Origin of the sequence: Catellatospora chokoriensis (assembly GCF_011297315.1) — a bacterium.
GTDB lineage: Bacteria > Actinomycetota > Actinomycetes > Mycobacteriales > Micromonosporaceae > Catellatospora > Catellatospora citrea.
The window spans coordinates 25,099-45,287 of record NZ_JAAOTI010000035.1; the positions used below are offsets into that span (position 1 = coordinate 25,099).

General features: G+C 72.7%; 17 protein-coding genes. 13 read left to right on the forward strand and 4 right to left on the reverse strand.

Annotated features, from left to right (window positions below; translation table 11 throughout):
• Positions 1–265 precede the first annotated feature (265 nt).
• From HAV39_RS36225 to HAV39_RS36245, 5 genes are all read left to right on the forward strand, one after another.
• A complete protein-coding gene (locus HAV39_RS36225) occupies positions 266–1,102 on the forward strand; it encodes an ABC transporter ATP-binding protein (protein WP_191843676.1) in 837 nt (278 codons plus the stop codon).
• Positions 1,099–1,824: an ABC transporter ATP-binding protein gene (locus HAV39_RS36230; protein WP_191843677.1), complete on the forward strand. Its 726-nt coding sequence runs from the start codon at positions 1,099–1,101 to the stop codon at positions 1,822–1,824. The genes HAV39_RS36225 and HAV39_RS36230 overlap by 4 nt, the downstream gene beginning before the upstream one ends.
• 37 nt (positions 1,825–1,861) lie before the next feature.
• Complete coding sequence (locus HAV39_RS36235; protein WP_191843678.1) at positions 1,862–2,740, forward strand: branched-chain amino acid ABC transporter permease; 879 nt, start codon at positions 1,862–1,864, stop codon at positions 2,738–2,740.
• 58 nt (positions 2,741–2,798) lie between these two features.
• On the forward strand, positions 2,799–3,917 hold the full coding sequence (locus tag HAV39_RS36240; RefSeq protein WP_191843679.1) for a branched-chain amino acid ABC transporter permease: 1,119 nt from the start codon (positions 2,799–2,801) through the stop codon (positions 3,915–3,917).
• Between the two features lie 87 nt (positions 3,918–4,004).
• Positions 4,005–5,282 carry an ABC transporter substrate-binding protein gene (locus HAV39_RS36245; protein WP_191843680.1) on the forward strand — a complete coding sequence of 426 codons (1,278 nt, stop codon included), beginning with the start codon at positions 4,005–4,007 and terminating at the stop codon, positions 5,280–5,282.
• 186 nt (positions 5,283–5,468) lie between these two features.
• Here HAV39_RS36245 and HAV39_RS36250 read toward each other — a convergent pair whose 3' ends face one another.
• Positions 5,469–6,689 carry an acetyl-CoA C-acetyltransferase gene (locus HAV39_RS36250; protein WP_191843681.1) on the reverse strand — a complete coding sequence of 407 codons (1,221 nt, stop codon included), beginning with the start codon at positions 6,687–6,689 and terminating at the stop codon, positions 5,469–5,471.
• 182 nt (positions 6,690–6,871) lie between these two features.
• On the opposite strand from HAV39_RS36250, the gene HAV39_RS36255 reads away from it, so the two are divergent.
• The 3 genes from HAV39_RS36255 (at position 6,872) to HAV39_RS36265 (ending at position 11,341) form a co-directional block, all read left to right on the forward strand.
• Positions 6,872–7,654: an SDR family oxidoreductase gene (locus HAV39_RS36255; protein ID WP_191843682.1), complete on the forward strand. Its 783-nt coding sequence runs from the start codon at positions 6,872–6,874 to the stop codon at positions 7,652–7,654.
• Positions 7,655–7,865: 211 nt separating this feature from the next.
• Positions 7,866–8,486, forward strand: coding sequence for a TetR/AcrR family transcriptional regulator (locus HAV39_RS36260; protein ID WP_120316330.1), 621 nt, complete (start codon positions 7,866–7,868; stop codon positions 8,484–8,486).
• A 71-nt stretch (positions 8,487–8,557) separates the two neighbouring features.
• Complete coding sequence (locus HAV39_RS36265; RefSeq protein WP_239120262.1) at positions 8,558–11,341, forward strand: helix-turn-helix transcriptional regulator; 2,784 nt, start codon at positions 8,558–8,560, stop codon at positions 11,339–11,341.
• Positions 11,342–11,497: 156 nt separating this feature from the next.
• Here HAV39_RS36265 and HAV39_RS36270 read toward each other — a convergent pair whose 3' ends face one another.
• From HAV39_RS36270 to HAV39_RS36280, 3 genes are all read right to left on the reverse strand, one after another.
• Complete coding sequence (locus HAV39_RS36270) at positions 11,498–12,580, reverse strand: Zn-dependent alcohol dehydrogenase (RefSeq protein WP_191843684.1); 1,083 nt, start codon at positions 12,578–12,580, stop codon at positions 11,498–11,500.
• A complete protein-coding gene (locus HAV39_RS36275) occupies positions 12,577–14,037 on the reverse strand; it encodes an aldehyde dehydrogenase family protein (RefSeq protein WP_191843685.1) in 1,461 nt (486 codons plus the stop codon). Before HAV39_RS36275 ends, HAV39_RS36270 begins: the two co-directional genes overlap by 4 nt.
• Before the next feature lie 125 nt (positions 14,038–14,162).
• On the reverse strand, positions 14,163–14,849 hold the full coding sequence (locus HAV39_RS36280) for a TetR/AcrR family transcriptional regulator (protein ID WP_191843686.1): 687 nt from the start codon (positions 14,847–14,849) through the stop codon (positions 14,163–14,165).
• 88 nt (positions 14,850–14,937) lie between these two features.
• On the opposite strand from HAV39_RS36280, the gene HAV39_RS36285 reads away from it, so the two are divergent.
• The 5 genes from HAV39_RS36285 (at position 14,938) to HAV39_RS36305 (ending at position 20,100) form a co-directional block, all read left to right on the forward strand.
• The gene (locus tag HAV39_RS36285) at positions 14,938–16,086 is read left to right on the forward strand and encodes an acyl-CoA dehydrogenase family protein (RefSeq protein WP_191843687.1); all 1,149 of its coding nucleotides are present in this window, start codon (positions 14,938–14,940) and stop codon (positions 16,084–16,086) included.
• Positions 16,087–16,176: 90 nt separating this feature from the next.
• Positions 16,177–16,938, forward strand: a complete 762-nt coding sequence (fabG, locus tag HAV39_RS36290; RefSeq protein ID WP_191843688.1) for a 3-oxoacyl-ACP reductase FabG — start codon at positions 16,177–16,179, stop codon at positions 16,936–16,938.
• Positions 16,939–16,967: 29 nt separating this feature from the next.
• Positions 16,968–18,140, forward strand: coding sequence for an acyl-CoA dehydrogenase family protein (locus tag HAV39_RS36295; protein WP_191843689.1), 1,173 nt, complete (start codon positions 16,968–16,970; stop codon positions 18,138–18,140).
• Entirely contained in the window at positions 18,137–18,568 is a 432-nt protein-coding gene (locus tag HAV39_RS36300) for a hotdog family protein (protein ID WP_191843690.1), read from the forward strand. Before HAV39_RS36295 ends, HAV39_RS36300 begins: the two co-directional genes overlap by 4 nt.
• Complete coding sequence (locus tag HAV39_RS36305) at positions 18,565–20,100, forward strand: long-chain-fatty-acid--CoA ligase (protein ID WP_191843691.1); 1,536 nt, start codon at positions 18,565–18,567, stop codon at positions 20,098–20,100. Before HAV39_RS36300 ends, HAV39_RS36305 begins: the two co-directional genes overlap by 4 nt.
• The last annotated feature ends 89 nt before the right edge of the window (positions 20,101–20,189 follow it).

The window sequence follows — 20,189 nt, forward strand, 5'->3', positions numbered from 1 at the left end:
TGATGGCTGCAGTTTCCCCGAAACTGCAGCCCGCGATGCGGAAGTTGCTTCACCGAGTGTGCAAATAAAGATCGACTGGGCGGTGTCCGGAGTGGGCGCGAGGCTCGTCCGTGCCCCGTAGATCATGCGATTTGAACGACTTCGCGCAGTGAGGTCACGGGGTCGTAACAAGGGTATTGACGAGCCGTTTCTCAAACCTACACTCCTAGTGTAATAACTTAGCCATCCCTCACATCGACCGCGATCCCGACCTGTAGAGGTGACGATGAAACCGCCGTCCGGCGAGACAAGCGCGGCAGGCCACAGCCTGTTCCTGCGGGGCATCGGGGTGCGCTTCGGTGGGCTGACCGCACTGGACGACGTGTCCCTCGAAGTGGCTCCCGGCCAGGTGGTCGGCGTCATCGGCCCCAACGGCGCGGGCAAGACCACCCTGTTCAACGTGGTCTGCGGACTGGTCCGGCCGACCTCGGGCAGCTTGGAACTGAACGGCGTACGCCTGACGCCGTCGCCGCACCGGCTGGCCGGTCTCGGCATCGCCCGCACCCTGCAGGGCGTCGGGCTGTTCCGCGGGCTGACCGTGCTGGAGAACGTGATGGCGGGCGCGACCTGCACCGCCCGCGCCGGTTTCTTCTCCGGGCTGCTCGGCCTGCCCCGCAGCGACCGCGACGAGCGGCGGCTGAGGGACGAGGCGATGACGCTGCTGGCGCGCTTCGACGTCGCGTCGTACGCGGGGGCGCTGCCCGGCACGCTGCCCTACGCCGTCGGCAAGCGGGTCGCGCTGGCCCGCGCGCTGGCCGCCCGCCCGCGCCTGCTGCTGCTCGACGAGCCCGCCGGGGGCCTGGGCGCGCAGGACATCGCGGAGCTGGCCGAGCTGATCACGACCCTGCCCGGCGAGGCCGGCTGCTCGGTGATGCTCGTCGAGCACCACATGGACCTGGTGATGGCTGTCTGCGACCGGATCGCGGTGCTCGACTTCGGACGCCTCATCGCCACCGGCACCCCGCAGGAGGTGCGCGACGACCCCGCCGTGACCGAGGCCTACCTCGGCGCCGAGGTCGACGCGGCCACCCCGTCCATCAGCCGCCAGGAGGCTTCGGCATGACCGGTGACGACGTGATCCTGCAGGTGAAGGGCCTGACCGCCGGGTACGGCGCCGCGCCCGTGCTGCAGGAGGTGGACCTCACCGTGCGGGCCGGGACCATCGCGGCGGTGCTCGGGGCCAACGGCGCGGGCAAGACCACGCTGCTGCGCACCCTGTCCGGGCTGGTCCGGCCGAGCGGCGGCGAGATCGTCTACGGCGGGCAGCCGCTGCGCGACGTGCCGGTGGAGCAGCTGGTGCGCCGGGGCATGGCGCACGTGCCCGAGGGCCGGGGTGTGGTCGCCGAGCTGACCGTCGACGAGAACCTGCGGCTGGGCGGGCTGTGGCGGCGCGACCGCGAGGATGCGGGCAAGGCGCTGGCCGAGGTGTACGAGCTGTTCGAGCCGCTGGCGCAGCGCCGCCGCAGTGCCGGGCACCAGCTGTCCGGCGGCGAGCGGCAGATGCTGGCGCTGGGCCGCGCCCTGGTGGCCCGCCCGAGACTGCTGCTGCTGGACGAGCCGTCACTCGGGCTCGCGCCCCGTGTCATCGCGCAGATCATGGCGCTGCTGCGGCATCTGCGCGACACCACCGGGCTGACCGTGCTGCTGGTGGAGCAGAACGTACGCAGCGCGCTGTCGGTGGCCGACGAGGCGGTGGTCATGTCGCTGGGCCGGATCGTGACGGCGACCAGCGCCGACCGGCTGCGCGACGACGAGGAACTGCGCCACGCCTATCTGGGCTTCTGAGCCCCCTGCCCTGCTACTGCGAGTAAGGAGGTATCCGTTGGACCGCTTCGTCTTCCTCACCTTCGACGGCCTGTCCAAGGGGGCGGTGCTGGCCGCGTTCGCGCTGGCCCTGGTGCTGATCTGGCGGGCCGCGCGCATCGTCAACTTCGCCCAGGGGGCGATGGCGGTGGCCGCGGCGTACGCCGGCTACAGCGTCACCACGGCGACCGGCTCGTACTGGCTGGGCTTCGGCGCGGCGCTGGTCGGCGGGCTGCTGATCGGCATGGTCGTCGAGCGGGCGGTGATGCGGTTCGTGGACCACAGCTCGCCGCTGTCCGAGGTGATCGTGGCGCTGGGCCTGGTCCTGGTCATGCAGGCGGTGCTGGGCATGGTGTACGGCAACGAGTTCCTGCCCGCGGGCACCCCGTTCAGCCGGACCGCGCTGAGCGTCGGCGACGTGCCGCTGCTGTCGCGCTACGACCTGTTCGTCTTCGGGGCCGTGCTGCTGGTGCTGGTCGGACTCGCGCTGCTGTTCACGCGGACCTCCGTGGGCCTGCGCATGCGGGCCTCGGCCTTCGCGCCCGAGGTGTCGCGGCTGCTCGGCGTGAACGTCGGCGGCATGCTGACGCTGGGCTGGGCGCTGGCCTCCGCGGTCGGCGCGCTCGCCGCGATGCTGGTCATCCCCACCGAGCTGGGCCTGCACCCGCACGCCATGGACCTGGTGTTCGTGTCGGCGTTCACCGCGGCGGTGGTCGGCGGGCTGGACAGCCCACCCGGCGCGGTGGTCGGCGGGCTGACCGTCGGCCTGATCCTCTCGTACGTCAGCGGCTACCTGGGCAGCGACGTCACCCCGATGGCAGTGCTCGTGCTGCTGCTCGCGGTGCTGCTGGTCCGCCCGGGCGGCCTCTTCTCCAGCACCGTGGCGAGGCAGGCATGAGCGAGCGAATCGTGTCGACCGGAACTCAGGCCGCCGACGAGCGTAGCGAGGAGAAGGCATGAGCGAGCAGACTGTTACTCCGGCTGCACCCGCTGCGGCCACCGACCCTGCTCCGCACCGAGCCGTGGCACTGCTGGGGTTCCTCAGCCGGTCGACGCTGCTGCGTCACTTGATCCTCGCGGCGCTCGCCGGGGTGGTGCTGTTCCTGCTCACCCAGCAGCTCGACCCGTTCCGCAACTTCCAGCTGGCCACGGTCGCGGCCTACCTGTGCGCGACGGCCGGGCTCACGTTGCTGGTCGGCATGAACGGGCAGCTGTCGCTGGGGCACGGTGCGCTGATGGCCGTCGGTGCGTACACCGTGGCCTTGACCCAGAACGCGCTGGCCGACCGGGGGATCACCGGCAACCAGGTGCTGCCGCTGTCGCTGGCCCTGGGGGTGCTGGTCACCATGGCCGCGGGCGCGGTCATCGGGCTGGCCGCCGCCCGGCTGCGCGGGCCGTACCTGGCCGGCGTGACCCTCGCGGTGGCGGTCGCGGTGCCCGCGGCGACGGTCACCTTCGACGAGGTCTTCAACAGCGAGCAGGGCCTGTCGGTGGCCGTCGAGCCGCCGCCGCTGTCGCTCGGGCTGTACTTCCCGAACGAGCGCTGGCAGGCCTGGGTCGCGTTGACCGGAGCCCTGCTGACCATGCTGCTGCTGGCCAACCTGGTGCGCAGCCGGGTCGGGCGCAACCTGCGCGCGGTGCGCGACGACGAGGTGGCCGCCCGGCTGTCCGGCATCCACGTCGGGCGTACCCAGGTGCTGGCGTTCGTGGTGAGCGCGGCCAGCGCCGGGCTCGGCGGCGGCCTGATGGCGCTGCTGGCGCAGAGCGTGTCGCCGGGCGCGTTCTCGCTGACCCTGTCGCTGTTCCTGCTGATGGCCGTGGTCATCGGCGGCCTGGGCAGCCTGTCGGGGGCGGTGTGGGGAGCGGTCCTGCTCGTGGCGCTGCCCGACCTCACCCACGACAGCGCGCAGTGGGTGTCCCTGTCGCCCGCGGTGGCGCAGCGGTTGGAGGGCAACCTCCCGCTGGCCGTCTTCGGGCTGACCCTGATCGTCGTGATGATCGCCGCCCCGGGCGGCGTGCAGGGCCTGCTGCGCCGGATCGGCGCGAGGGTCCGGCGGCGGGCGCCTGCCCGCTGATCTCGCGGCCGCACCACCGTACCAACCGCTCCACCCTGTTATATCGATACTCATCAATGTAAGCGTGACGGAAGGACCGGTGTTTCCATGAACGCCCTGACCCGACGCGGGCTCTCGCTCGCCACGGCCGCCGTGCTGCTCACGGCTGTCGCGGCCTGCAGTGAGGACGCGAACACCCCGCCGGCCGAGGTGCCCGGCGTGACCGCCGGCGAGATCGTCATCGGCACGCACATGCCGCTGACCGGACCCGCTGCGGCCGGCTACTCCGAGATCGCCCCGGCCAGCAAGGCGTACTTCGACTACGTCAACGCCAACGGCGGCGTGCACGGCCGCAAGATCACGTACAAGTTCATGGACGACGGCTACAACCCGGCCAACACCCAGACCGTGGTGCGCAAGCTGGTGCTGGAGGACAAGGTCTTCGCCATCCTCAACGGACTGGGCACCCCCACCCACACCGGCGTGCTGGACTTCCTGAAGACCAACCGGGTGCCTGACCTGTTCGTCGCCTCGGGCAGCCGCAGCTGGAACCAGCCGGACAAGTACCCGGGCACGTTCGGGTTCAACACCGACTACACGGTCGAGGGCAAGATCCTGGCCACCCACATCAAGGCGACCTACACCGGCAAGAAGGTCTGCTTCATGGGCCAGGACGACGACTTCGGCCGGGACAGCCTGGTCGGCGTCGAGCAGGTGCTCGGCGCGGGCGCCGTGGTCGCCAAGGAGAAGTACGTCACCAGCAACCAGAACGTCGCCCCGCAGATCGGCGCCCTGAAGGCGGCCGGCTGCGAGGTCGTCGTGCTGGCCACCGTGCCGGGCTTCACCGCGCTGTCCATGGGCACCGCGGCACGGCTGGGCTTCAAGCCGCAGTGGGTCGTGTCGAACGTCGGCTCGGACTACCTCACCCTGTCCAAGGTGCTCGGTGAGGGCAAAGTGCTGCTGGAGGGCATGGTCGGCATCTCCAACCTGCCGTCGCCGGTGGACATGAGCGACCCGTGGACCGCGGCGTTCAAGAAGATCCACGACCAGTACAACGGCAGCGCCCCGTTCAACGGCAACACCGTGTACGGCATGTCGGTGGCGTACCTGTTCGTGCAGTCGCTGCAGGCGGCGGGCAAGGACCTCACCCGTGAGGGCCTGATCGCGGCCGTGGAGAAGGGCGGCTTCAAGGGCCCCGGCCTCGCCCCGTTCCGCTACGGCAAGGACAACCACTCCGGCATGGGCGGCGGCAAGCTGACCAAGGTCACCGCCGGCAATCAGGAGTTCTTCGGCCCCGTCTACGAGACCGACTCCGCCGCCGGCCCGGTCAACGAGTTCAAGGAGGAGCGCCCCGCCCCTCCCGCCAACACCATCCCGGCAGCCTGACCCACCCCCTCCCGGCACCGCCTTCCCGGCACCGCCTCCGGCAGCACCGCCTCCCGGCTTCCTGGAAGGTGATCACGGTGTCGGGGTAGGGACACGCCGTCGAGCACGTCCATAAGTTCATGATCAACCCAAAAAGGGTGAGCGCCGGCCCGGCATGCGGGATGCATGCCGGGTCGGTGGGGTGGGTCAGGAGAGGCGTTCCAGGACCATGGCCATGCCCTGGCCGCCGCCCACGCACATGGTCTCCAGGGCGATGGACTTGTCGTGGTGGCGCAGGGAGTTCAGCAGGGTGGTGGTGATGCGGGCGCCGGTCATGCCGAAGGGGTGGCCCACGGCGATGGCGCCGCCGTTGACGTTGAGCTTGTCCCAGTCGACGCCCAGCTCGGCGGCGCTGGGCACGACCTGCGCGGCGAAGGCCTCGTTGATCTCGACGAGGTCGACGTCGTGGATGGACATGCCGGCGCGGGCGAGGGCCTGCCGGGAGGCCTCGACCGGGCCCAGGCCCATGATCTCTGGGGACAGCGCGGACAGGCCGGTCGAGACGATGCGGGCCAGCGGGGTGATGCCCAGCTCGGCGGCGCGGGTGTCGGACATGACGACCAGCGCCGCCGCGCCGTCGTTGAGCGGGCAGCAGTTGCCCGCGGTGACGGTGCCGTCGGGCCGGAACACCGGCGCGAGCCCGGCCAGCGCGGCCATGGTGACCCCGGCGCGCGGGCCGTCGTCCGCGCTGACCACGGTGCCGTCGGGCAGGGTGACCGGGGTGATCTCGCGGGCCCAGAAGCCGTCCTTGATCGCCTGCTCGGCCAGGTTCTGCGAGCGGCAGGCGAACTCGTCCTGCAGCTGCCGGGAGACGCCCTTGAGCTGGGACACGTTCTCGGCGGTCTGGCCCATCGCGATGTACACGTCGGGCAGCTCGCCGTCCTCGCGCGGGTCGTGCCAGGCCGGTGCGACCGCGGCGGCCCGGCGTTCGGTGCGGGCCAGCGCGCTCGCGTACATCTCGTTGCGGGTGCCGGGCATGCCGTCGCTGCGGCCGTTGCCGTAGTGCGACACCGATTCGACGCCGACGGAGAGGAACACGTCGCCCTCGCCGGCCCGGATCGCGTGCAGCGCCATCCGGGTCGTCTGCAGCGAGGACGAGCAGTACCGGTTGACGGTGGTGCCGGGCAGGTGATCGAACCCCAGCATGGTGGCGACCACCCGGCCGAGGTTGTGGCCCTGCTCGCCGGCGGGCTGGCCGCAGCCGAGCAGGAGATCGCCGATCTCGCGCGGGTCGAGGGCGGGCACCTGGTCCAGCGCCGCCCGGACGATGTCGGCGGCCAGGTCGTCGGGGCGTTTCGTGGCCAGCGATCCCTTGCCGGCGCGGCCGATGGGGGAGCGGGCCGCGGCGACCACCACAGCTTCAGGCACGGTCGGATCCTTTCGCGAGTACGGGTAAACTTTCTGCACTCAAGCTGCATCTTTCGGCACGGCCCTGTCAATGCCGCGCCAGGTGGGGCATGTCACGATGACCGTGCTCCGTTGACCGCCCGCGCGGCGCTCCCTAATATCGGCACTGCCAGTGCAACTAAGAATCTCCTGGAGGAGTCCACGTGACCGCCCTCGAACTCGACGGCGCCGCGGTCGTCGTCACCGGCGCCGGTTCCGGCATCGGCGCCGCGCTGGCCCGCCGCTTCACCGCGGCCGGTGCCCGGGTGGTCGTCAACGACCGTGACCCCGTCGCGGCGCAGCGCGTCGCCGACGAGACCGGCGGGCTGGCCTTCCCCGCCGACGTGGCCGACGAGGCGCAGGTCGCCGCGCTGGTCGACTACGCGTGGGCGTCCTTCGGGGCGCTGGACCTGTTCTGCGCCAACGCCGGTGTCGCGCCGCCCGCCGACGGCGCCGGGGCGTGGGAGCTGGCCTGGCGGGTCAACGTGCAGTCGCACGTGCTGGCCGCGCAGGCGCTGCTGCCGCGCTGGCTGGCCGCCGGGCGGGGCCGGCTGCTGGTCACCGCGTCGGCGGCGGGACTGCTCACCATGCTCGGCAACGCGCCGTACGCGGTCACCAAGCACGCGGCCGTCGCCCACGCGGAATGGCTGCGGGCCACCTACGCCCACCGCGGCGTCGTGGTGCAGGCGCTGTGCCCGCAGGGCGTGCGCACGCCGATGCTGGAGTCGTCCGGCCCCGGCGGCAGCGTGCTGCTGGACCCCGGCGCGATAAGTGCCGAGGAGTGCGCCGAGGCGGTGGCGACCGCGCTCGGCGGTGACAGGTTCCTGGTGCTGCCGCACGCCGAGGTCGCCGGCTTCTACGCGCGGCGGGCCGCCGACCCCGACCGGTGGCTGCGCGGCATGAACCGGCTGCAGCAGGATCTCGAACACCGGCTGTCAGGCTCGTGAGCCCCGGCCGCCGGGTGCGCCGCGGAGCCGGACCGGCCGGGTGCGACGGCATCGCGCTCGCCGGGCGCGACGGAGACGGGCCGGACGCCGCGCCCGCGGAGTGGACGCGGCGAACGGCGGCGCGGAGGCACCATAGGCGGCGCGATTACACTCTGCGTGCACGTTCGGGCGGCGCGGTCGGTGGGGCCGTGGAGAGGTTGGCGGGAGCGGTATGAGCAGGACCGGCACCGAGGGCAGGGTCGACGGCCGCACCGCCCGTGCCGAGCGCACCCGGGCCGCCATCGTGGACGCGCACCTCGCGCTGATCACGGAGGGTGACCTGCGGCCGACCGGCGAGCGCATCGCCGAGCGGGCCGGGGTCTCGCTGCGTGCGCTGTGGACCAACTTCACCGACATGGAGACCCTGTTCGAGGCGAGCGGTGTGCGCGTGCTCGCCCGCCAGGACGCCGCCTACCGGCCGGTGGACCCCGCGCTGCCGCTGCACCGGCGGGTGGAGGAGTACTGCCGCCAGCGGGCCGAGCTGCTGCAGCTGATCGCGCCGATGGCCCGCGCCGCGGCGATGCGCGAGCCGGTCTCCGCGCAGCTGCGCCGCAACCGGCTCAAGCACATCGAACGGGTGCGCGACGAGGTGTCCACGCTGTTCGCGCCCGAGCTGGAGATGGCCGGTCCGGGCCGGGACCAGCTGCTGGCCGCGCTGATCGCGTCCACCATGTGGCCGGCCTGGTCGATGCTGCTCGACGGCCTCGACCTGGACGTCGACGCCGCCCGGGGCGTCATGGTGCGCACCGTGACCGCGTTGCTGCTCACCGCGATGGCGTCAGGGATGGCATAAGCGGCACGATCCGCGTCTTTCCAAAGCCGTTACTTATAGGTAACACTGTCGGCATGGTAAATGCATCGACAGTGCACATACCAGTGCTGCGCGGGCGTGCCCGTGAGCAGCAGACGATCGCCGAACTCCAGGCGGGATCGGTCGGCGGGGTCGGCGGAGCGCTGCTCCTGCACGGTGACCTCGGCGGCGGCAAGACCGCCCTGCTGCGCCACGCGGCGGCCACCGCCCCGGACGGCACCGTGCACCTGTGGGCCACCGGGCTGGAAGAGGAGTCCGACCTGCCGTACGCCGGGCTGCAGGGCCTGCTCCAGCCGGTCTGCGGACGGATCGCCGAGCTGCCCTCGCACCAGGCGCGGGCGCTGACCAGGGCGCTGTCCGGTGAGGGCTGCGCCCCCGACGACCGGCTCGCCCTGTCCATGGCCGTGCTCACCCTGCTGGGCACGCTGGGCCGGGAACACCCCGTGCTGGTCTGCGTCGACGACGCCGACGCGCTGGACCGCCCGTCGCTGGACGCCATCGCGTTCACCGCCCGCCGGGTCCGCGCCCACCGGGTGTCGCTGCTGCTCACCTCCACCGGCGACCTGCCGCTCAACGGCGTGCCCCAGCTTCCGCTCCGGCCGCTGGATCCGCAGTCGGGCCGCGCCCTGCTGGCCGACCTGCTGCGCGGCTCCGGCGACGGCGGGATCGACGGCGGCTCGCTGTGGGGTGCCCCCGGCCCGCGTGCCGCAGGCACGGTCGACGAGGTATTGGCCGCGATGGCCGCGCTCGGCGGCGGCAACCCGCGCGCGCTCACCGATCTGGCCGCGTCGCTCAGCGACAGCCAGCTCGCCGGGGAGGCCCCGCTGCCGAACCGGCTGCCGGCCGACAGCGCGCTGCTGCGCACGTACCGGGCCCGGCTCGACCGGCTGGCGCCGGACACCCGGTGGCTGCTGCTGCTCGCCGCGGCCGACGAGGAGACCGATGCCGCGGGCCTGATGCGGGCCGCGCACAGCTCCGGAGTGGACATCGCCGCGCTCGCGCCCGCCGAGCGCGGCGGCCTGGTCCGGGTGAGCCGGGGCGGCATCGTGTTCCCGCAGCCCATCGCCCGCGCCCTGGCGTACGAGGAAGCGCCCCTGGCCCAGCGCCGGGCCGCCCATCTGCACCTGGCGCAGATCCTCGACGGCGACACCCAACGGCTGCGCCGCGCGGTGCACCTGGCCGCGGCCGCGCACGGCCCCGACGCCGAACTCGCCGAGGAGCTGGAGGAGGCCGCGACCGGCGGCGGTTACTCGCGCGCCTCCGCGGCGCTGGAGCACGCCGCACAGCTGACCACCGAACCCGGTGGCGCGGCCAGCCGCCTGGTCACCGCCGCCCGGTACGCCTGGCAGTCCGGCAGCGCGGGGCGGGCCCGCAGCCTGCTGCGCCGCGCCCGGCCCGCGGCACGCGGCGTGTCGGCCGAGAGCGAGGTGCTGTCCGGGGAGATCGAGCTGCGTGCCGGTGCCACCGCGAACGCGGCCGAGTCGCTGCTCACCATCGCCGACCGGCTCGCCGGATCCGAACGCGAGCTGGCCGTGCTGGCGCTGATGCGGGCCGGTGAGGCCGTCTGCTTCTCCGGCGACTATCCCCGCTTCGCCGAGGTGGCGAGCCGGGCCGCGGCGCTGCGCCGCCCGGACGACGCGCCGGAGCTGGAGGTGGTGTTCGAGCACATCGCCGGGTTCGCGTACACCTTCGGCGGCCGCCACCACCGCGCGATCGGCCCGCTGCGGCGCGTCGTCGAACTCGGCGCCGCGCTGGACACCGCGTCCCCGCTGACCTGCGCCAGCGCCGCCGCGCTGCTGCTGGCCGACGACGTCGGCGCGCACCGGCTGGCCGCCCGCGCCGTCGAGGTCGCCCGGGAGAGCGGCGACGTGTCGGCGCTGCCACTGGCCCTGGAGATGACGGCGTACGCCGAGTACTGGCTCGGCCGCTACGACGCCGCGGCGGCCACCAGCCTGCACGGGCTGCGCGCCGCGCGGGCCTGCGGGCAGGGCAACTACGCCGGGGACCACCAGGCGATGCTGGCGGTGCTGGCCGCCGTCCGGGGTGACCGTGAGCAGGCCCTGCGCCACATCCGCGACATCGAGGTCGCGCCCGGGACCGGGCAGGTCAACCGGCCGAAGGCGCTGAGCCAGTGGGCCCTGGCGGTGCTCGACCTGATCGCCGGTCGCCCCGCCGACACGGTGGCCCGTATCGCGGGCATCGCCTGCCCCGTCACGGGTCGAGGCCACATCGTGGTGCAGGCCATGGCCACGCCGTGGCTGGTCGAGGCGGCCGTTCGGGCCGACGACCGGGAACAGGCCGTCGCGGCGCTGGCCGGGTTCGACCTGTGGGCGGCGTCGACCGGCGACCCGGTGCGCCGGGCGCTGTCGGCCCGCTGCCACGCCCTGCTCGCCCCGCGCGGCAGCGCCGCGGCCGAGGAGCACTTCCAGCAGGCGCTCGCGCTGCACGTGGCCGGGGAGGCCGACTTCGAGCAGGCCCGCACCGAGCTGCTGTACGGGCAGGAACTGCGCCGCGCCCGCCGCCCCCGCGACGCGCGCGAGCACCTGCACCGCGCGCTGGAGACCTTCACCCAGCACGACGCCCCGGCCTGGGCCGACCAGGCCCGCGCCGAGCTGCGGGCGGCCGGCGAGGCGGTGGACGCCCTCGCGGTGCGCGCCGCCGACGTGCTCACCGCCCAGCAACTCCAGATCGCCCGCCTGGTCTGCGACGGCGCCACCAACCGCGAGGTCGCCGCTCAGCTCTTCCTCAGCCCCCGCACCGTCGACCACCACATGCGCAACATCTTCGCCCGCCTCGGCATCCGCTCCCGCATAGAACTAGCCAAAGCCCTCACCTGACCCGCCCGCTGCCGCACCGGCGGCCGGGCGATGGTCATGATCGCCCGACTTGCCTGGCAGGTGTGCGTATCTTGACCGTCCATTCGCACAGGTGCCAGGCAAGTCGGATGACCTTGCGCCCGTCCCGCGCCGGAGCGCGGCGCGGGACGGGACGGGTCAGGGGAGGAGGATGACGGAGCGGGCGCCCTCGCCGCGGGACATGCGGGCGAAGGCCTCGGGGGACTCGTCCAGGGTGATCTGGTCGGTGATGAGGGCGGCCGGGTCGAGGTCGCCGGCGAGGACCTGGCGGGCCAGGTCGGGGACGTCGCGGTCGGGGTCGGAGTTGCCGTACACCGACGAGCGCAGGGTGCGGGCCGAGTGGAAGATGTCCAGCGCCGCCAGGCTGACCATGTCGTCCTTGGCACCCATGCCGACCACGGTCACCTGGCCGCCGCGGCGGGTCGCCCGCCACGCGGCCCGGATGGTCGCCGAGCGGCCCACGCACTCGAAGGAGTGGTCGGCCCCGCGGCGCTCGGTCAGGCCGCGGACCTGGGCGCTCAGGTCGTCACCCGATACCAGGAAATGGGTGGCCCCGGCGGACAGGGCCAGGTCGCGCTTGGCGTCGGAGACGTCGACGGCGATCAGCGGATCGGCTCCGGCGGCGCGGGCGGCCATCACCGTGGACAGGCCGACCCCGCCGAGTCCGATCACGAGCGCCGACTCGCCGGGGCGCACCGCGGCGGTGCGGTGCACGGCGCCGACCCCGGTGAGCACCGCGCAGCCGAGCAGGGCGGCGGTGGCGAACGGCAGCTCGGCCGGCACCGGGATGACGGCGTGGTCGCCGACGACGACCTCCTCGGCCAGCGCCCCGAGACCGAGCGTGACGTGCAGCGGCTCGCCGTCGGCGGTCGCGCCGCGGGCGGCGGTCGGCGCGCCCGCGGTCTCGCACAGCCATGGCTGCCCGTTGCCGCAGAACCAGCAGCGGCGGCACGGCGGAGCCCAGTTCAGCACCACGTGCGTGCCGACGGCGACGCTCGCCTCCGGCCCGGCGGCGGTCACCACGCCTGCCGCCTCATGACCCAGCACCAGGGGGTACGCCGGCGCGAGCGTCCCGTTCACCATGGACAGATCGGAGTGGCACACCCCGGCGGCGCGGATGTGCACCCGCACCTCCCGCGGGCCGGGCGGGGGCAGCAGGATCGGCTCGATCTCCAGCGCTGCTCCGGGCCCGCGCCACAGCAGCGCGCGCACCGGGCTCATCGCTGGATCGCCTTCGTCTCGAGGAACTCGTCCAGCCCGTGGCGGCCGAGCTCGCGGCCGATGCCGGACTGCTTGAACCCGCCGAACGGGGCGAGCGGGTTGAACGCCCCGCCGTTGACGTCGACCGCGCCGGTGCGCAGCCGCCGCGCCACGGCCAGCGCCCGGTCCTCGTCGCCCGACCACACCGCGCCGGCCAGGCCGTACCGGGAGTTGTTGGCGATGGCCACGGCTTCTTCGTCGGAGTCGAACGGGATCACCACCAGCACCGGCCCGAAGATCTCCTCTTGGGCGACGGTGCTGTCCGGGTCCACATCGGCCAGCACCGTCGCCGCGACGAAGTGGCCCCGGTCCGGCACGGGCGCGTCGAGCCCGCCCGCGATCAGGCGCGCGCCGTCGGCGAGCCCCTGCGCGATGTAGCCGCGTACCGTCTCGCGCTGCGCGGCCGAGGCCAGCGGGCCGAGCCGGGTGCCCCGGTCGAACGGGTCGCCGAGGGTCTGCCCGGCGGCGGCCTCCGCGGCGATGGCGAGAGCCTCCTCGTACCGGGGGCGGTGCACCAGCATGCGGGTCCACGCGGTGCAGGTCTGGCCGGAGTTGAGGAACGCGTTCGCGACGCCGGTCTTCACCGCGCGGGGCAGGTCGGCGTCCTCCAGGATCACGTTGGCGGACTTGCCGCCCAGCTCCAGCGCGACCCGGGCGATGCGGTCCGCGGCCAGGTGCGAGATGCGCGCGCCGACCGCCGTGGAGCCGGTGAACGAGACCATGTCCACGTCGGGGTGCGCCGCGATGGCGGAGCCGACCACCGAACCGGGCCCGGTGACCAGGTTGGCCACGCCCGCCGGCAGCCCGGCCTCCTCGATCGCGTCGAACAGCAGGTATGCCACCAGCGGCGTCAGGTCGGCGGGCTTGAGCACCACCGTGCAGCCGGCGGCCAGCGCCCCGGCGACCTTGGCCATGATCTGGTGCAGCGGGTAGTTCCACGGCGTGATCGCGCCGACCACGCCGACGGGCTCGCCGACGATCAGCGAGTTGCCGACGGTGTGCGTGCTCTCCGGCTGCCCGGCCAGCTCGACGTAGCTCCGGAGCACGGTCAGCGGCAGTCCGGCCTGGACCTTCGTCGCGATCCGCAGCGGGGTGCCCAGCTCGCGGGCCACGGTGGCGGCGACGTCCTCGGCGCGGGCCGACAGCGCCGCGTGCAGCCGGTCGAGAAACGCGGCGCGCTCCGCCGGGGCGAGCGCCGACCAGGGCCCGAACGCGGCCTTCGCGGCGGCGACGGCGCGGTCCACGTCGACGGTGTCACCGGCGGGCACGTGCGCGATGACCTGCTCGGTGGTGGGGTCCTCGACGGCGATCACGCCCGTGCCGTGCGGGGCGGTCCAGCGGCCGCCGATGAAGAGCTGGGTGCGGTCCGCGATCGGGGTGGTACGTCCCGGATGCGTCGCCGCGGCTGCCAGGTCCATGCTGTCCCTTCCCATCAAGCGGCGTGGCCCGCGACGCGGCGACCGGACGCGGACCCGATGGGGGGTGGTGACGGCGTCGTCGGCTGGCCGCGGCGCGAGCGGCCGGCACTCGCCGGGCCGCAAAACTAGCGCTGCAAGTTTCGACTGTAGTACGAGTCGGGCCGCGGCTCCAGAGGCGGCAGCGGGCCGACCGTGGCCTCGTACTCCCGCGCCAGCCCGTCGATCAGCGCGTCCAGGCCGAGCGTGAACGCGCCCTCGTCGACGCTGTGCTGGTGCTCGGCGAGGCGGTGGGCCTGGGACAGGTGGGGGTAGTGGGCGGCGTACAGCTCGGGGTCCTCGACGAAGCCGCGCGCGAACGAGCCCAGCGACGAGCCCGCGACCAGGTAGCGCATCACCGCGCCGATGTGCGTGGCGCGTGCGGGCGGCCAGCCCGCCTTGACCAGTCCGCCGTACACCGCGTCGGCCATGTGCAGCGCGGCCGGCCGTCGTCCGGGGCCTTGGGCCAGGTACGGGACGATGTTGGGGTGCGCGGTCAGCGCGTCGCGGTAGGAGTGCCCCCACCGCCGCAGCGCCTCGCGCCAGTCGTGCGTGGTGAAGAACGACACGTCCACGCCCGCGATCACCGCGTCGGCGACCGCGTCCAGGATCGCGTCCTTGGTGGCGAAGTGGTTGTACAGCGACGGCCCGCGTACGCCCAGCTCGGCGGCCAGGCGCCGGGTGGAGAGGGCGGCCAGCCCGTCGGCGTCGATCATCGCGGCGGCGGTCTCCACGATGCGCTGCCGGCTCAACAGGGCCTGGCTGGGCCGGGGCATGGTCGGTTCTCCTTCGGTCGGTGCTGCCGCTGAACTCTGCCACAGCGGGGTCTGGACGAGATAAAACTTTCACCGCTAGTTTAATGCGGTGGACATGACACTGTCGCCGGAACACGCCGCGGTCCGCCGCCTCGCCGCCGAGTTCGTCGATCGCGAGGTCGTGCCGCACGCGGCCGAGTGGGACCGGCAGGAGAGCGTCGCCCGCACCGTGGTCAAGCAGCTCGGCGAGCTGGGCTTCCTCGGCCTGACCGTCGCCGAGGAGCACGGCGGCAGCGGCGGCGACCACCTGGCGTACTGCCTGGTCCTTGAGGAGCTGGGCCGCGGCGACTCGTCGGTGCGGGGGCTGGTGTCGGTGTCGCTGGGCCTCGTGGCCAAGAGCATCGCGCGCCACGGCACGCCCGCGCAGCACGAGCGCTGGCTGCCCGGCCTGTGCGGCGGGGACCTGCTGGGCTGCTTCGCGCTGACCGAGCCGGGCACCGGCTCCGACGCGGCGTCGCTGACCACCCGGGCGGTCCGCGACGGCGGGGACTGGGTCATCACCGGTTCGAAGATCTTCATCACGAACGGGACCTGGGCCGATGTCGCGCTGGTCTTCGCCCGTACGGGCGGGGACGGGCCGCGGGGGATCAGCGCGTTCCTGGTGCCGACGGACACGGCCGGGCTGACCCGGCGGGAGATCCACGGCAAGCTCGGGCTGCGCGGCCAGCCCACGGCGGAGCTGGTGTTCGACGGCGTGCGGGTGCCGGGGGACGCGCTGCTCGGCGAGGAGGGGCGCGGGTTCCACCTCGCCATGTCCACGCTGGACAAGGGGCGGATGTCGGTCGCGGCGGGCTGTGTGGGCATCGCGCAGGGCTGCCTGGACGCGGCGGTGGGCTACGCCAGGGAGCGCACCCAGTTCGGCAAGCCGATCGCGGCGTACCAGCTGGTGCAGCAGTTGATTTCCGATGTCGCGGTGGACACCGCGGCGGCCCGGCTGCTGGTGTGGCGGGTCGCCGACCTGGTGGACCGCGGGCAGCCGTTCGCGACCGAGGCGTCGATGGCGAAGTTGTTCGCCAGCGAGGCGGCCGTGCGCGCGGCGAACAAGGCACTGCAGGTGTTCGGCGGGTACGGCTACGTCGACGAGTATCCGGTCGGCAAGTACCTGCGCGACGCCCGCGTCACCACCCTCTACGAGGGCACCAGCCAGATCCAGCAGTTGTTGATCGGCCGCGCCCTCACCGGCGTGAACGCGTTCTGAAAGTCCAGCTCAGACAGGCATAGGCGTTTAGAAGGGCACCTTCCTCTACGTATGGCGATGTGAAGGTGCCCTTCCTTCAAAGGAGGAGCGATGAGCGGCAGGTTCAGCGGGCGGGTTGCGATCGTGACCGGCGGCGCACAAGGGATCGGGGCGGCGACGGCCAAGCGGCTGGCGTCGGAAGGGGCATCGGTCGCGGTCGTCGATCTGAGTGCCGAGAAGAGTGCGGCGCTGGCGAAGGAGATCACGGCGGCGGGTGGGGCGGCTGCGGGTTACGGGTGCGACGTCACCGACGAGGGGGCGGTGCATGCGATGACGGAGCAGGTGGTGGCCGACTTCGGGCGGCTCGACATCCTGGTCAACAACGCGGGGATCACGCGGGACGATCTGCTGTTCAAGATGAGCGCGGCGGACTGGCACGCGGTGCTGAACACGAACCTGACCAGCATGTTCTACTGCTGCCAGGCGGCCCAGAAGCACATGGTCGCCGGGAAGTACGGCAAGATCGTCAACTTGAGCAGCCGGTCGGCGCTGGGCAACCGGGGGCAGGCCAACTACGCGGCTGCCAAGGCGGGCGTGCAGGGGCTGACCGCGACGCTGTCGATCGAGTTGGGGCCGTTCGACATCTGCGTCAACGCGGTCGCGCCGGGGTATGTGGCCACCGCGATGACCGCCGCCACCGCCGAGCGGGTCGGCTCGTCGGCGCAGGCGCACCAGAAGTGGGCGAGCGAGCACACCCCGCTGCGCCGGGTCGCCCAGCCGGAGGAGATCGCGTCCGTGGTCGCGTTCCTGGCCAGCGACGACGCCTCCTTCGTCACCGGGCAGACCCTCTACGTCAACGGCGGCGCGCGCTAAGCGAAGCACCACAACCGAAGGGAACCACAGTGGACTTCTCGCTCGACGACGAGCAGCGGGCGATCCGGGACACCGCCCGCGCCTTCATCCGCAAGGAGGTCGTGCCCCTCGAACACGAGCTGCTGCGGCGCGAACGCGCCGGAGAGCCCGGCATCGAGCGGTCGGAACTGCGCGAGCTGCAGCTCAAGGCCCGCAAGTTCGGCTTCTGGGGGCTGGCCACGCCGGCCGAGCACGGCGGCATGGACCTGCCCGCGATCATGCAGTCGCTTATCTGGACCGAGATCGGGCACACCCTCGTGCCGTTCCGGTTCGGCGGTGAGGCCGACAACATCCTCTTCTACGCCAACGCCGCCCAGCAGGACGAATACCTCAAGCCCACGATCGAGGGCGAGCGCGTCTCCTGCTTCGCCATCACCGAGCCGGGCGCGGGCTCCGACGCCGCGAACATCAAGCTGTCCGCCCGCAAGGACGGCGACGACTGGGTCCTGAACGGCGAGAAGACCTTCATCACCAACGGCAACGACGCCGACTTCGCCATCGTGGTCGCGGTCACCGACCGGGAGAAGGGGGTACGCGGCGGCGGCACCACGGCGTTCCTGGTCGACCGGGCGATGGGCTGGCACTCGGAGTTCATCGCCACCATGGGCCCCGGCGGGCCCGCCTCGCTGGTCTTCGACAACGTGCGCGTGCCGTCCCGCAACATCCTCGGGGAGATTGGGCAGGGCTTCGAGCTGGGCATGAAGTGGATCGGCAAGGGCCGCTACCTCATCCCGTCGCACGCGCTCGGCATCGGCGAGCGCGCCCTGCAGATGGCCGTCGACTACGCCAACACCCGGGTCACCTTCGGCAAGCCGATCGGGGAGAACCAGGCCATCCAGTGGATGATCGCCGACGCGGAGACCGAGCTGGAGGCTGCCCGCTGGCTGGTGCTGCGCGCCGCGTGGACGGTCGACCAGGGCGAGGACCCGCGCCACTCGTCGTCCATGGCGAAGCTCTACGGCGCCGGGATGATCAACCGGTTGGTGGACCGGGTCATGCAGATCCACGGCGGCATGGGTTACACCCGGGAGCTGCCCATCGAGCGCTGGTACCGGCAGGTGCGGCTGCTGCGCATCTACGAGGGCACCGACGAGATGCAGCGCCTGATCATCTCCCGGGACCTGCTGCGCGGGTACACCAAGATCGGGGGGCATCTGGCATGAGGGTGTTCGCGTCCGCCCAGGAGCTGGCCGCCGCGGTCGGCCAGTGCATCGGCCCGGGGCCCTGGCAGCGCGTCGACCGGTCGCGGGTGGACGCGTACACCGACGCCACCGGCGGCGTCGACTGCATCGGCATCGGCGCGGCCACACCCGGCTGGCTGACGCTGTCGATGCTGCCGCTGCTGGTCCGCGACGTGTACCGGTTCGACAACGTGCGCCTGGGTGTGAACCACGGGGTGAACCGGGTCCGCTTCCCGGCCCCGATCCCGGTCGGGGCCCAGGTGCGCCTGCTCGCCCGCATCGCCGAGGTCGAGCCCGTCGACGGCGGCGTGCAACTGGTCGCGCAGCTCACCGTCCGCGCCGACGGCGAGGACAAACCGTGCTGCGTGGCCGAGACCGTCAGCCGTATCTACTTCGAGGAGGAGCTGTGAGCACGCTTTCCCTGGCCGCCGTCCTGGCCGAGGCCGCGCGCCGCCATCCCGCCAAGACCGCCGTGGTCGACGCGTTCGGCCGCGAGACCTACGCCGACCTGTGGCGGCAGGCGCTGGCCTACGCCGCCGGACTGCGCGAACTCGGCGTCCAGCCCGGTGACGCCGTCGCGCTGGTCGCGCCGAACGTGACCGACTTCCCGCGCGCCTACTACGGCATCCTCGCCGCCGGTGGCGTCGTGGTGCCGGTGCACCTGCTGCTCACCCCGAGCGAGGCGGCGTACGTGCTGCGCGACAGCGGGGCGAAGCTGGTCGTCTGCCACAGCGGCATGCTCGCGCTCGGCGCGCCCGCCGCGGCCGAGGCCGGCATCCCGATCGTCAGCGTCGGGCCGCGCCCCGACTCCGGCGGCCCGGAACGGCTGGAGCAGGTCAGCTCCCGGGTCCCGGCGCTGCGCTCGTACGAGACCCGCTACCCGAACGACCCGGCCGTGATCTTCTACACCAGCGGGACCACCGGCAAGCCCAAGGGCGCCGTGCTCACCCACCTCAACCTGGTGATGAACGCGACCGTCAACATCTTCGACGCCAACGACGCCCGCCCCACCGACATCGCGCTGGGCTGCCTGCCGCTGTTCCACACGTTCGGGCAGACGGTCGGCATGAACGGCACCTTCCGCATCGGCGCGACCCTGGTGCTGCTGGCCCGGTTCACCGGCGAGGCCGCGCTCGACCTGATGGTCCGGGAGCAGGTCGACGTCTTCCACGGCGTGCCGACCATGTACGTCGGCCTGCTCGAAGCCGCCGCCGGGCGGGCCGACCTGCCGAAGCTGCGGCTGGCCATCTCCGGCGGCGCGTCGCTGCCGGTGGCCGTGCTGGAGCGGTTCAACGCCGCGTTCGACACCACGATCTACGAGGGCTACGGCCTGTCCGAGACCTCCCCGACGGCCACCACCAACCAGCCGCACTTCGGCGTACGGCCCGGCACCGTCGGCCACGCCGTCTGGGGCGTGGAGGTCGAGATCGCCCGCGCCGAGGTCGACGAGCGCGTCGAACTGCTCGGAACGGGCGAACTCGGCGAGATCGTGATCCGGGGCCACAACGTGTTCGCCGGCTACCTGGGCAACCCGGCCGCGACCGAGCAGGCCCTGGTCGACGGCTGGTTCCGCACCGGGGACCTGGGCACCAAGGACGCCGAGGGCTTCGTGTCCATCGTGGACCGCAAGAAGGACATCGTCATCCGCGGCGGCTTCAACGTGTACCCGCGCGAGGTCGAAGAGGTGCTGGCCCGCCACCCCGCCATCGAGCTCGTCTCCGTCATCGGCGTCCCCGACGACGTGCACGGCGAGGAGATCTGCGCCGTGGTCGTGCTGCGCCCCGACGCCGACCCCGTCACCGAGGAAACCCTCATCACCTGGTCCCGCGACCAGCTCGGCAAGCACAAGTACCCCCGCCAGGTCCGCTTCCTCCCCGAACTCCCCATGGGCCCCAGCCACAAGATCCTCAAACGCGAACTCCGCCGTATGCTCACCGCCTGACAAGGCAGAAGGAAGGGCACCTTCACATCGCTATGCGATGTAGAAGGTGCCCTTCCAAACTTCCGCCTCCGATTTCCAACCCGGGTGCC